Here is a 12,532-nt window from a genome sequence, read left to right as displayed (position 1 = left end):
CAGGCGCTACAACCCCCAAGGCATGCTCCCCCCGTGGCGCTCAAAGGATGGTTCCCGCATAATCCCGCGACTGACATTCGAAAATGGAGAGATTGGGGCAGCCTGTGGCCTCAATGTACACAATGACCTACACGCTCTACGGCATCAAAGCCTGCGACACCATGAAAAAAGCGCGTACCTGGCTCGACGAAAAAGCCATCGCCTACGAATTTCACGATTACAAGACCCAAGGCATCGACCGTGACAGCCTGAACCGCTGGTGCAACGAACACGGCTGGGAAATCATCCTCAACCGTGCCGGCACCACGTTCCGCAAGCTGGACGACGCCAGCAAGGCCGACCTCGACCAGGCCAAGGCCGTCGAATTGATGCTGGCCCAGCCGTCAATGATCAAGCGCCCGGTGCTCGACCTTGGCACGCGCACCCTGGTCGGCTTCAAGCCAGACCTTTACGCCACTGCCCTGGCCTGAGCCCCTACCCTATTTCGCACGAGGTAATCACATGTCCAATACCCTGTTCAGCCTGGCCTTCGGTGTCGGCTCCCAGAACCGCCAGGGCGCCTGGCTGGAAGTATTCTACGCACAACCACTGCTCAACCCGAGCGCAGAGCTGGTTGCAGCGGTAGCGCCGATCCTCGGCTACCAAGGCGGCAATCAGGCCATCGCCTTCAGCACTGCCCAGGCTGCACAACTGGCCGAAGCCGTGAAAGGCGTCGACGCCGCCCAGGCAGCCCTGCTGACCCGCCTGGCGGAAAGCCACAAGCCACTGGTCGCCACCCTGCTGGCCGAAGACACCGCACTGAGCTCGACCCCAGAGGCCTACCTCAAGCTGCACCTGCTGTCGCACCGCCTGGTCAAGCCGCACGGTGTGAGCCTGGCCGGCATCTTCCCGCTGCTGCCGAACGTGGCCTGGACCAACCAGGGCGCAGTCGACCTGGCCGAACTGGCCGAGCTGCAACTGGAAGCGCGCCTGAAGGGCGAGCTGCTGGAAGTGTTCTCGGTGGACAAGTTCCCGAAAATGACCGACTACGTGGTCCCGGCCGGCGTACGCATCGCCGACACCGCCCGTGTACGCCTGGGCGCCTACATCGGCGAAGGCACCACCATCATGCACGAAGGCTTCGTCAACTTTAACGCCGGCACCGAAGGCCCAGGCATGATCGAAGGCCGCGTTTCCGCTGGCGTATTCGTCGGCAAGGGCTCGGACCTGGGCGGCGGCTGCTCGACCATGGGCACCCTGTCCGGCGGCGGCAACATCGTCATCAAGGTTGGCGAAGGCTGCCTGATCGGCGCCAACGCCGGTATCGGTATTCCGCTGGGCGACCGCAACACCGTCGAGGCCGGCCTGTACATCACCGCTGGTACCAAGGTGAACCTGCTGGACGAGAACAACCAACTGGTGAAAGTGGTCAAGGCCCGCGACCTGGCCGGCCAGACCGACCTGCTGTTCCGCCGCAACTCGCTGAACGGTGCAGTGGAGTGCAAGACCCACAAGTCGGCCATCGAGCTGAACGAGGCGCTGCACGCGCACAACTGAGAACCCTGCAGCAGCGGATTCTCAGCGCTTGAAATGTTAAGATCGGGTCTGGCACCTCGCCAGACCCGATTTTCCTTCCAGGCCCCGCGACCATGTTCCAGCCCTCCCCCTGGCGTGCCGATTTCCCCGCGATCGCCGCCCTGCAACGGCAGCACCAGACCTACCTGGACAGCGCCGCCACCACCCAGAAGCCGCAAGCCCTGCTCGATGCCCTGAGCCATTACTACGGCCATGGCGCAGCCAACGTGCACCGGGCCCAGCATTTGCCCGGCGCACTCGCGACCCAGGCTTTCGAAACCAGTCGCGACAAGGTCGCCGCCTGGCTCAATGCGGCAGATTCGCGGCAGATCGTGTTCACCCACGGCGCCACGTCGGCGCTGAACCTGCTGGCCTATGGCCTGGAACAGCGCTTCGAGGCCGGTGATGAAATTGCCGTCAGCGCCCTGGAGCACCACGCCAACCTGCTGCCCTGGCAACAACTGGCGCAGCGGCGCAACCTGCGCCTGGTAGTGCTGCCGCTGGATGGCCAGGGCCGCATCGACCTCGACCAGGCACTGCAACTGATCGGGCCACGTACCCGGGTACTGGCGGTGAGCCAGCTGTCCAACGTGCTGGGTACCTGGCAGCCGCTACCGGCACTGCTGGCCCATGCCCGCGCGCAAGGCGCGCTGACCGTGGTCGACGGTGCCCAGGGCGTGGTGCATGGCCGCCACGATGTGCAGCAACTGGGTTGCGACTTCTATGTGTTCTCCAGCCACAAGCTGTACGGCCCGGAAGGCGTCGGCGTGCTGTACGGCCGCAGCCAGGCACTGGAGCGGTTGCGCCACTGGCAGTTCGGCGGCGAGATGGTGCAACTGGCCGAGTACCATAGCGCCAGCTTCCGCCCGGCGCCGCTGGGCTTCGAGGCCGGTACCCCGCCGATTGCCGGCGTGATCGGCCTGGGCGCGACCCTGGACTACCTGGCCAGCCTCGATGCCCAGGCGGTCGAACGCCATGAAACCAGTCTGCACCAGCACTTGCTGCGTGGCCTGGCAGACCGCGATGGTGTGCGCATCCTTGGCGCACCACAGGCAGCCCTGGCCAGTTTCGTCATCGAAGGCGTGCACAACGCTGATATCGCCCACCTGCTGACCGAGCAAGGTATTGCCGTGCGTGCCGGACATCACTGCGCCATGCCGTTGCTCAAGGGGTTGGGGCTGGAGGGGGCCATTCGCGTGTCGCTGGGGCTGTACAACGACAGCGATGACTTGCAGCGTTTCTTCGACGCGCTGGACCAGGGCCTGGAGCTGTTGCGATGAACCTGCCAGCACAGGCCTGCCAGGCGCTGGAAGCGTTTGAGCAAAGCAAGGGCTGGGAACAGCGTGCGCGCTTGCTGATGCAGTGGGGCGACCGCCTGGAACCCTTGGCTGAGGCTGAAAAGACCGAGGCCAACCGGGTGCATGGCTGTGAAAGCCTGGTGTGGCTGGTGGCCGAGCAGAGCGACGGGGTGTGGCGGTTCAAGGCCAGCAGCGATGCACGTTTGCTGCGCGGGCTGCTGGCGTTGCTGCTGGTGCGGGTGCAGGGGTTGTCCAGTGGAGAGCTGGCCGCGCTTGATCTGCGTGAGTGGTTTACCCAACTGGGCCTGGAGCGCCAGCTTTCGCCGTCGCGCAGCAATGGGTTGCATGCGGTATTGCAGCGGATGGCGGAGCTGGCGTCCAACCGTTGAATCGGTGCTGGCTTCTTCGCGGGCTTGCCCGCTCCCACAGGGTCCTCATCGTTCTTGAGAGAGATGCAGTACCTGTGGGAGCGGGCAAGCTCGCGAAGAAGCCCACGCGGTCTATTAAGGCTTGACCCGCTCCGAAGGCCGTCGCGCCCCCGCCACCAGCTTTTCCACCGCCTTGCTCGCTGCCACCATGCCGAAGGTCGCGGTCACCATCATCACCGCGCCGAAGCCACCCGAGCAGTCCAGGCGCACACCTTCACCGACAAAACTCTTCTGCAGGCAGACACTGCCATCCCCCTTGGGATAGCGCAGCTGCTCGCTGGAAAACACGCACGGCACGCCATAATTGCGGCTGACGTTGCGCGAGAAGTTGTAGTCGCGGCGCAGGGTGGAACGCACCCGCGAAGCCAGCGGGTCGTTGAAGGTCTTGTTCAGGTCGGCGATCTGGATCTGCGTCGGGTCGATCTGCCCACCGGCGCCACCGGTGGTGACAATGGCGATCTTGCGCCGGCGGCACCAGGCGATCAGCGCGGCCTTGGCCATGACGCTGTCGATGCAGTCGATCACACAGTCGAGGTTTTCGCTGATGTACTCGGCCATGCTGTCACGGGTGACGAAGTCGGCTACCGCATGCACCCTGCAGGCCGGGTTGATCGCCCGCAGGCGCTCGGCCATGACCTCGACCTTGGGCCGCCCCACCTGCCCTTCCAGGGCATGGGCCTGGCGGTTGGTGTTGCTGACGCAGACGTCGTCGAGGTCGAACAGGGTGATCTCGCCCACGCCACTGCGGGCCAGTGCTTCGGCCGCCCACGAGCCTACCCCGCCAATACCGACCACGGCCACATGGGCCTGGCCCAGGCGCTGCAACCCCTGGTCGCCATACAACCGGGCAACGCCGGCGAAGCGTGGATCTTCTGTGCTCATGCTCATACCCCAAAAAACCGGCGCGCATTATATGCCAGCGGCCCCATTGCCTGCATCGTTAGGAAAGAGCCTACCAACCCTGCTTTAATGTCGTATCACTTCGACACAAATGGACGACAATGTCTTCACGTAAATTCGGCCTGAACCTGGTTGTGGTGCTGGCCATCGCCGCGTTGTTCACCGGGTTCTGGGCGCTGATCAATCGCCCGGTTTCCGCCCCTGCCTGGCCCGAGCAGATCTCCGGCTTCTCGTATTCGCCATTCCGCCTGGGGGAAAGCCCGCAAAAAGGCCAGTACCCGACGGATGACGAGATGCGCCAGGACCTGGAGCAGTTGAGCAAACTGACCGACAGCATCCGTACCTACACCGTGGAAGGCACCCAGGCCGATATCCCGCGGCTGGCCGAGGAGTTCGGTCTGCGCGTCACGCTGGGTATCTGGATCAGCCCGGACCTGGAGCGCAACGAACGTGAGATCGCCACCGCCATCCAGTTGGCCAACACCTCGCGCAGCGTCGTCCGGGTAGTGGTCGGCAACGAGGCGCTGTTCCGCGAGGAGGTCACCCCGGAGAACCTGATCAAGTACCTGGACCGGGTACGGGCAGCGGTCAAGGTACCGGTGACCACCAGTGAGCAGTGGCACATCTGGAAAGAAAACCCGCAGCTGGCCAAGCACGTCGACCTGATCGCCGCGCACATCCTGCCGTACTGGGAATTCGTGCCGATGAAGGATTCGGTCGCATTCGTCCTCGACCGCGCCCGCGAACTGAAACACCAGTTCCCGCGCAAGCCGCTGCTGCTGTCGGAAGTCGGCTGGCCGAGCAACGGCCGCATGCGCGGGGGTGCCGATGCCACCCAGGCCGACCAGGCCATCTACCTGCGTACCCTGGTCAACGCGCTCAACCGCCGTGGGTACAACTACTTCGTCATCGAAGCCTATGACCAGCCCTGGAAAGCCAGTGACGAAGGCTCGGTGGGCGCCTACTGGGGCGTGTACAACGCCGAGCGCCAGCAGAAATTCAACTTCGACGGCCCGGTGGTGGCGATCCCGCAATGGCGTGCCCTGGCAGTGGCCTCGGTGGTCCTGGCCCTGATTGCGCTGACCGTGCTGTTCATCGACGGCTCTGCCCTGCGCCAGCGCGGCCGCACCTTCCTGACCTTCATCACGTTCCTGTGCGGCTCGGTCCTGGTGTGGATCGCCTACGACTACAGCCAGCAATACAGCACCTGGTTCAGCCTGACCGTGGGCGTGCTGCTGGCCCTTGGCGCGCTGGGGGTGTTCATCGTCCTGCTCACCGAGGCCCACGAACTGGCCGAGGCGGTATGGATCCACAAGCGCCGCCGCGAATTCCTGCCGGTGCAGGCCGACAGCGCCTATCGGCCCAAGGTGTCGGTGCATGTGCCGTGCTACAACGAGCCGCCAGAGATGGTGAAGCAGACCCTCGACGCCCTGGCCGCACTGGACTACCCCGACTACGAAGTGCTGGTGATCGACAACAACACCAAGGACCCGGCCGTGTGGGAGCCGCTCAAGGCCCACTGCGAGAAGCTCGGCGAGCGCTTCAGGTTCTTCCACGTCGCGCCATTGGCCGGCTTCAAGGGCGGCGCACTGAACTACCTGATCCCGCACACCGCCAAGGATGCTGAGGTGATTGCGGTGATCGACTCGGACTACTGCGTCGACCGCAACTGGCTCAAGCACATGGTGCCGCACTTCGCCGACCCGAAAATCGCCGTGGTGCAGTCGCCGCAGGATTATCGCGACCAGCACGAAAGCGCCTTCAAGAAGCTCTGCTACAGCGAGTACAAGGGCTTCTTCCACATCGGCATGGTCACCCGCAACGACCGTGACGCGATCATCCAGCACGGCACCATGACCATGACCCGGCGCAGCGTGCTGGAAGAGTTGGGCTGGGCCGAGTGGTGCATCTGCGAGGACGCCGAGCTGGGCCTGCGCGTGTTCGAAAAGGGCCTGTCGGCGGCCTACGCCCACAACAGCTACGGCAAGGGCCTGATGCCCGACACCTTCATCGACTTCAAGAAGCAGCGTTTCCGCTGGGCCTATGGCGCCATCCAGATCATCAAGCACCACGCCAGCGCGCTGTTGCGCGGCAAGGGCAGCGAGCTGACCCGTGGCCAGCGCTACCACTTCCTGGCCGGCTGGCTGCCCTGGATCGCCGATGGCATGAACATCTTCTTCACCGTCGGCGCGCTGCTGTGGTCGGCGGCGATGATCATCGTGCCACACCGGGTCGACCCGCCGCTGATGATCTTCGCCATCCCGCCGCTGGCGCTGTTCTTCTTCAAGGTCGGCAAGATCATTTTCCTCTACCGGCGCGCAGTGGGGGTGAACCTTAAGGACGCCTTTGCCGCGGCACTGGCCGGGCTGGCGTTGTCGCATACCATCGCCAAGGCCGTGCTGTACGGTTTCTTCACCAGCAGCATGCCATTCTTCCGCACGCCGAAGAACGCCGACAGCCATGGCTTGCTGGTGGCGATTTCCGAGGCCCGGGAAGAGTTGTTCATCATGTTGCTGCTGTGGGGTGCGGCACTGGGCATCTATCTGGTGCAGGGGCTGCCGAGTTCGGACATGCGCTTCTGGGTGGCGATGTTGCTGGTGCAATCGTTGCCTTATGTGGCAGCGCTGGTGATGGCGTTTCTGTCGTCGTTGCCCAAACCTGGGGAAAAGGCTGCCGAGGCGCAACAGGCTTGAGTTCTTTGGGGGCGCTTTGCGCCCCTTTCGCGACACAAGGCCGCTCCTACAGGGGATCGCATCCCGTCAGATGTGGCGCGATAGCTTTTAAGAGCGGCCTTGTGTCGCGAAAGGGCCGCAAAGCGGCCCCATTGGCCTGACGGTTTGATATAAGATAACGCCCCTCAGATTTCTCCCGCCTTGCCTTGCCCCGGAGTCCCCCATGACGGCCCCAGCCGAGCTTTCGCCCACCCTCCAACTGGCCTGCGACCTGATCCGTCGCCCCTCGGTCACCCCCGTCGACGCCGACTGCCAGGCGCAGATGATGAACCGCCTGGGCGCCGTGGGCTTCCAGCTGGAACCGATGCGCATCGAGGACGTCGACAACTTCTGGGCCACCCACGGTACCCAGGACGGCCCGGTGCTGTGCTTCGCCGGCCACACCGACGTGGTGCCCACCGGCCCGGTGCAACAATGGCAGCATGAACCCTTCGAGGCGCTGATCGACGCCGACGGCATGCTCTGCGGCCGTGGCGCCGCCGACATGAAAGGCAGCCTGGCGTCCATGGTGGTGGCCAGCGAGCGCTTCGTGCGGGACTACCCGGACCACCGTGGCAAGGTCGCCTTCCTGATCACCAGCGACGAGGAAGGCCCGGCCCATCACGGCACCAAGGCCGTGGTCGAGCGCCTGAAAGCGCGCAACGAGCGCCTGGACTGGTGCATCGTCGGCGAGCCGTCCAGCACCACCCTGCTGGGTGACGTGGTCAAGAATGGCCGCCGTGGCTCGTTGGGCGCCAAGCTGACCGTGCGCGGCAAGCAGGGCCACGTGGCCTACCCACACCTGGCGCGCAACCCGATCCACCTGGCCGCCCCGGCCCTGGCCGAACTGGCCGCCGAGCACTGGGACGAAGGCAATGCGTTCTTCCCGCCGACCAGCTTCCAGATCTCCAACCTCAATGCTGGCACCGGCGCTACCAATGTGGTCCCGGGCGAGCTGAGCGCGCTGTTCAACTTCCGCTTCTCCACCGAGTCCACCGTCGAAGGCCTGCAGGCGCGGGTGTCGGCCATTCTCGACAAGCATGAACTGGACTGGTCGATCGACTGGGCACTGTCGGGCCTGCCGTTCCTCACCGAGCCGGGCGAGCTGCTGGACGCGGTATCGGCCAGCATCAAGGGCGTCACCGGTCGCGACACCCAGCCGTCCACCAGCGGTGGTACCTCCGATGGCCGCTTCATCGCCACCATGGGTACCCAGGTGGTCGAGCTTGGCCCGGTCAACGCCACCATCCACCAGGTTGACGAGCGGATCCTGGCCAGCGACCTCGACCTGCTGACCGAAATCTACTACCAGACCCTGGTCCGGTTGCTCGCCTGATGCTCGCCTGCCCCCTTTGCCAAGCGCCGCTGAGCCGGCTCGACAACGGTGTGGTGTGCCCGGCCGGCCACCGCTTCGACCGCGCCCGCCAGGGTTACCTGAACCTGTTGCCGGTGCAGCACAAGAACAGCCGCGACCCGGGTGACAACCAGGCCATGGTCGAGGCCCGCCGCGATTTCCTCGAGGCCGGCCACTACGCCCCGGTGGCGCGCCGCCTGGCCGAACTGGCCGCCGAGCGCCAGCCCTCCGCCTGGCTGGACATCGGTTGCGGCGAGGGCTACTACACCGCGCAGCTCGCCCAGGCGCTGCCAGCCGCCGAGGGCTATGCCCTGGACATCTCCCGCGAGGCGGTCAAGCGCGCCTGCCGCCGCGCGCCCGAGGTCACCTGGATGGTCGCCAGCATGGCCCGGGTGCCGCTGGCCGACGCCAGCTGCCAGTTCATCGCCAGCGTGTTCAGCCCGCTCGACTGGGCCGAGGCCAAGCGCCTGCTCAGCCCTGGCGGCGGCCTGATGCGGGTCGGCCCCACCAGCGGCCACCTGATGGAACTGCGCGAAGTGCTCTACGATGAAGTACGCCCTTACGCCGACGACAAGCACCTCGCACTGGTCCCCGAAGGCATGGCCCATGCCCACAGCGAAACCCTCGAGTTCCGCCTGAGCCTGGTCGCGCCCAAGGCCCGCGCCGACCTGCTGGCCATGACCCCGCACGGTTGGCGCGCCAGTGCCGCAAGGCGTGCCCGGGTGATCGACCAGGCCGAGCCGTTCGAAGTCACGGTTTCCATGCGTTATGACTATTTCCTGCGCCAAGACTGAGCACACCGGAGCCCTTATGCGCCAACCTGATATCGAGATCTACCTGAAGGACGCCGACGTCGACCACAAGCAGATTGCCGAGTGGCTTGCCCAGGCGATTGGCCCGTGCAGCGAATGGCAGCAGAAAGGCCAGACCTTCAAATGCCAGGCCGGTAACATTCCGGTCACCTGGCTACCCAAAGCTGTAGGGAAATGGAACAGTCTTTACCTGGAAAGCGACCAGACGCCCTGGGCCGATGACGTTGCCTGCGCCCGCGCCGCTTTCGCCGCACTGGGTGTGGAAGTGCGCTGCGCGCCGGGTGGCTGGGTGGAAGAAGACGGGGAAGAGGATGCCGACCGCTGGGTCCGCATCAGTGCCGACGGTGAAGAGGAGATCACCTGGCGTACCTGAGACAGCCCTGCGCTTCTACTGCAGGAGCGGCCTTGGGTCGCGAAAAGGCCACATAGCGCCCCCCGGTTGTCAGCGTTGCTCGCCACACCGCAGGGGCTGCTTTGCAGCCCTTTCGCGACACGAGGCCGCTCCTACACTGGCCGCGTCAATCGGCCTCTACAGCAGGGGTTCAGAGCCCTACTACGTCTTCGGCTTGCAGGCCTTTCTGGCCCTGCACGCAGGCGTATTCCACCCGCTGCCCTTCGACCAGGGTACGATGCCCCTCACCGCGAATCGCCCGATAGTGGACGAACACATCCGCACCACCTTCGCGCTGAATGAAGCCATAACCCTTGGCATCGTTGAACCACTTTACATTCCCAGTCTCACGAGACGACATCTGAACTACTCCGGATTTTTATTGTGAAGATCGCCTTGTAGACACGAAGCCTCCGCCACGTGTCGACGCCGCTTGCGCAAATATCCTGCAAGTGGCAGGCCGAGTATATGACACAGAACAAAAAAATTTGATGACCGTCGCGCCGTTCGGCGATTTTTGCTGAACTTGCGCGGATACGGCAGACTAATTGGCCAGATACCCACTGAATTTCACACCCAGGGCACACACCCCATGACCCGTTCCCCCCTGCGCCGCCTGATCTTCGGCGCCCTGCGTCGCCTGTTGTACCTGTGGGTGCGCTCCGAGACCATCAACCAGTCCTCCCTCACCCTCAAGCTCGACCGCAGCCGCCCGGTGTTCTATGCCCTGCCCTCGCCGGCGCTCAGCGACCTGGTCGTGCTTGACCATGAATGCACCAAGGCGGGGCTGCCGCGCCCGGTGCTGCCGGTGGCGGTGGGCCCGCTGCAGGAGCCGGCCGCGTTCTTCTACCTGACCCCGGACCCGGACTGGCTCGGCCGCCACGACAAGCGTGGCGCGCCACCAACCCTGGAGCGCCTGGTCGCGACCGTGGGCCAGCATGCCGAAGAGGACGCCCAGATCATCCCGGTCAGCGTGTTCTGGGGCCAGACCCCGGCCAGTGAGTCCAGCCCGTGGAAACTGCTGTTCGCCGACAGCTGGGCGGTTACCGGGCGCCTGCGCCGGCTGCTGACCGTGCTGGTGCTGGGGCGCAAGACCCGCGTGCAGTTCTCGGCGCCGATCCACCTGCGCGAACTGGTGCAGCACAACAAAGGCCAGGAACGCACCGTGCGCATGGCCCAGCGCCTGATGCGTGTGCACTTTCGCAACCTCAAGACCGCCGTCATCGGCCCGGACATCTCGCACCGGCGCACCCTGGTCAAGGGCCTGATCCATGCGCCGCAGGTGCGTCAGGCTATCCTCGACGAGGCACAACGCGAAAACCTGCCGCTGGCCAAGGCCGAAGCCCAGGCGCTGCGTTATGGCAACGAGATCGCCTCGGACTACACCTACACCGCCATCCGCTTCCTCGAAGTGGTGCTCAGCTGGTTCTGGAACAAGATCTACGACGGCATCAAGGTCAACCACATCGAGCAGGTGCAAGGCATCGCCCCCGGCAACGAAGTGATCTACGTGCCCTGCCACCGCAGCCACATCGATTACCTGCTGCTGTCGTACCTGCTGTTCCGCAACGGCCTCACCCCGCCGCACGTGGCCGCAGGCATCAACCTCAACATGCCGCTGGTGGGTAACCTGCTGCGCCGTGGCGGTGCCTTCTTCATGCGCCGCACGTTCAAGGGCAACCCGCTGTACACCGCAGTGTTCAACGAATACCTGCACACCCTGTACACCAAAGGTTTCCCGGTGGAGTACTTCGTCGAAGGCGGCCGCTCGCGCACCGGGCGCATGCTGCAGCCACGCACCGGGATGCTGGCCATCACCCTGCGCAGCTTCCTGCGCTCGTCGCGCACGCCGATCGTCTTCGTGCCGGTGTACATCGGCTACGAGCGCGTGCTCGAAGGCCGTACCTACCTGGGCGAGCTGCGCGGGGCCAGCAAGAAGAAGGAGTCGATCCTCGACATCTTCAAGGTATTCGGCGCGCTCAAGCAGCGCTTTGGCCAGGTGTACGTCAACTTCGGCGAACCGATCCGCCTGGCCGGCTTCCTCGACCAGCAACAGCCTGGCTGGCGCGACCAGGACCACGGCCCGCAGTATCGCCCGGCCTGGCTCAACGCCACCACCACCCGCCTGGGCGAAACCGTGGCACGCCACCTCAACGAGGCGGCGGCGATCAACCCCGTCAACCTGGTGGCCCTGGCGCTGCTCTCCACCAGCCGCCTGGCCCTGGACGAACGTGCCCTGACCCGCGTGCTCGAGCTGTACCTGGCCTTGCTGCGTCAGGTGCCCTACTCGCCGCATACCACCCTGCCCGAGGGCGACGGCCAGGCGTTGATCGAACATGTGCGCAGCATGAACCTGGTGGCCGAGCAGAAGGACGCCCTGGGCCGCATCCTGTACCTGGATGAAGCCAACGCGGTGCTGATGACCTATTACCGCAACAACGTGCTGCACATCTTCGCCCTGCCAGCCCTGCTGGCCAGCTTCTTCCTCAGCAGCTCACGCCTGAGCCGGGAGTTGCTGGGCCGCTACGTGCACGCGCTGTACCCGTATCTGCAGGCCGAACTGTTCCTGCGCTGGACACCGCAGCAGCTGGACGAGGTGATCGACCAGTGGCTGGCCGCGCTGGTCGAACAGGGCCTGCTGCGCCAGGACAACGACGTGTACATCCGCCCCGCGCCGAGTTCACGGCAGTTCGTCTTGCTGACCCTGCTCGCCCGCACCATCACCCAGACCCTGCAGCGCTTCTACATGGCCACCTCGCTGCTGCTCAACAGCGGGCAACACAGCCTCAGCGCCGAAGCGCTGGAAGACCTGTGCGTGATGATGGCCCAGCGCCTGTCGATCCTGCATGGCCTGAACGCCCCGGAATTCTTCGACAAGACGCTGTTCCGCCACTTCATCCAGACCTTGCTCGAGCAGGGCGTGCTGCAGGCCGACAGCCAAGGCAAGCTGGGCTATCACGACAAGCTTGGCGAGCTGGCCGAAGGCGTGGCCAAGCGCGTACTGTCGGCCGAGCTGCGCCTGTCGATCCGCCAGGTCGCGTTGCACCGCGACGACGGGCTGGAAAGTTCGACCCTGTAAAGGGT

Annotated in this window: 11 protein-coding genes; 9 read left to right on the top strand and 2 right to left on the bottom strand. The window is 64.9% G+C overall.

The genetic code is table 11. The annotated features are described in order from the left end of the window. Positions 1-122: 122 nt before the first annotated feature. From HG549_RS05880 to HG549_RS05865, 4 genes are all read left to right on the top strand, one after another. On the top strand, positions 123-470 hold the full coding sequence (locus HG549_RS05880) for an ArsC family reductase (protein WP_170028639.1): 348 nt from the start codon (positions 123-125) through the stop codon (positions 468-470). A gap of 31 nt (positions 471-501) precedes the next feature. Beyond that, complete coding sequence (gene dapD, locus HG549_RS05875) at positions 502-1,536, top strand: 2,3,4,5-tetrahydropyridine-2,6-dicarboxylate N-succinyltransferase (protein WP_170028637.1); 1,035 nt, start codon at positions 502-504, stop codon at positions 1,534-1,536. Positions 1,537-1,628: 92 nt separating this feature from the next. After that, positions 1,629-2,834, top strand: a complete 1,206-nt coding sequence (locus HG549_RS05870) for a cysteine desulfurase (RefSeq protein WP_170028635.1) — start codon at positions 1,629-1,631, stop codon at positions 2,832-2,834. Next, positions 2,831-3,241: a SufE family protein gene (locus tag HG549_RS05865; RefSeq protein ID WP_170028633.1), complete on the top strand. Its 411-nt coding sequence runs from the start codon at positions 2,831-2,833 to the stop codon at positions 3,239-3,241. Before HG549_RS05870 ends, HG549_RS05865 begins: the two co-directional genes overlap by 4 nt. A gap of 114 nt (positions 3,242-3,355) precedes the next feature. Here HG549_RS05865 and tcdA read toward each other — a convergent pair whose 3' ends face one another. Next, the gene (gene tcdA, locus HG549_RS05860) at positions 3,356-4,162 is read right to left on the bottom strand and encodes a tRNA cyclic N6-threonylcarbamoyladenosine(37) synthase TcdA (RefSeq protein WP_170028631.1); all 807 of its coding nucleotides are present in this window, start codon (positions 4,160-4,162) and stop codon (positions 3,356-3,358) included. Between the two features lie 119 nt (positions 4,163-4,281). Between tcdA and HG549_RS05855 the strand changes: the two genes are divergently transcribed. The 4 genes from HG549_RS05855 (at position 4,282) to HG549_RS05840 (ending at position 9,430) form a co-directional block, all read left to right on the top strand. Further along, positions 4,282-6,873 carry a glycosyltransferase gene (locus HG549_RS05855; RefSeq protein ID WP_170028629.1) on the top strand — a complete coding sequence of 864 codons (2,592 nt, stop codon included), beginning with the start codon at positions 4,282-4,284 and terminating at the stop codon, positions 6,871-6,873. Between the two features lie 202 nt (positions 6,874-7,075). Beyond that, a complete protein-coding gene (dapE, locus tag HG549_RS05850; RefSeq protein ID WP_170028627.1) occupies positions 7,076-8,227 on the top strand; it encodes a succinyl-diaminopimelate desuccinylase in 1,152 nt (383 codons plus the stop codon). Further along, entirely contained in the window at positions 8,227-9,039 is an 813-nt protein-coding gene (locus HG549_RS05845; RefSeq protein WP_170028625.1) for a putative RNA methyltransferase, read from the top strand. Before dapE ends, HG549_RS05845 begins: the two co-directional genes overlap by 1 nt. Before the next feature lie 16 nt (positions 9,040-9,055). Then, positions 9,056-9,430, top strand: a complete 375-nt coding sequence (locus HG549_RS05840) for a hypothetical protein (RefSeq protein ID WP_170028623.1) — start codon at positions 9,056-9,058, stop codon at positions 9,428-9,430. A gap of 169 nt (positions 9,431-9,599) precedes the next feature. Here the strand turns inward: HG549_RS05840 and HG549_RS05835 are convergent, their stop codons facing one another. Then, positions 9,600-9,809, bottom strand: a complete 210-nt coding sequence (locus tag HG549_RS05835; protein ID WP_003252255.1) for a cold-shock protein — start codon at positions 9,807-9,809, stop codon at positions 9,600-9,602. Positions 9,810-10,040: 231 nt separating this feature from the next. On the opposite strand from HG549_RS05835, the gene plsB reads away from it, so the two are divergent. Beyond that, the gene (gene plsB, locus HG549_RS05830; RefSeq protein ID WP_170028621.1) at positions 10,041-12,527 is read left to right on the top strand and encodes a glycerol-3-phosphate 1-O-acyltransferase PlsB; all 2,487 of its coding nucleotides are present in this window, start codon (positions 10,041-10,043) and stop codon (positions 12,525-12,527) included. Positions 12,528-12,532: the final 5 nt, after the last annotated feature.

Origin of the sequence: Pseudomonas sp. SK (assembly GCF_012975065.1) — a bacterium.
In the GTDB taxonomy this organism is placed as follows: domain Bacteria; phylum Pseudomonadota; class Gammaproteobacteria; order Pseudomonadales; family Pseudomonadaceae; genus Aquipseudomonas; species Aquipseudomonas anuradhapurensis.
This window is presented reverse-complemented; position numbering and strand designations above follow the sequence as displayed.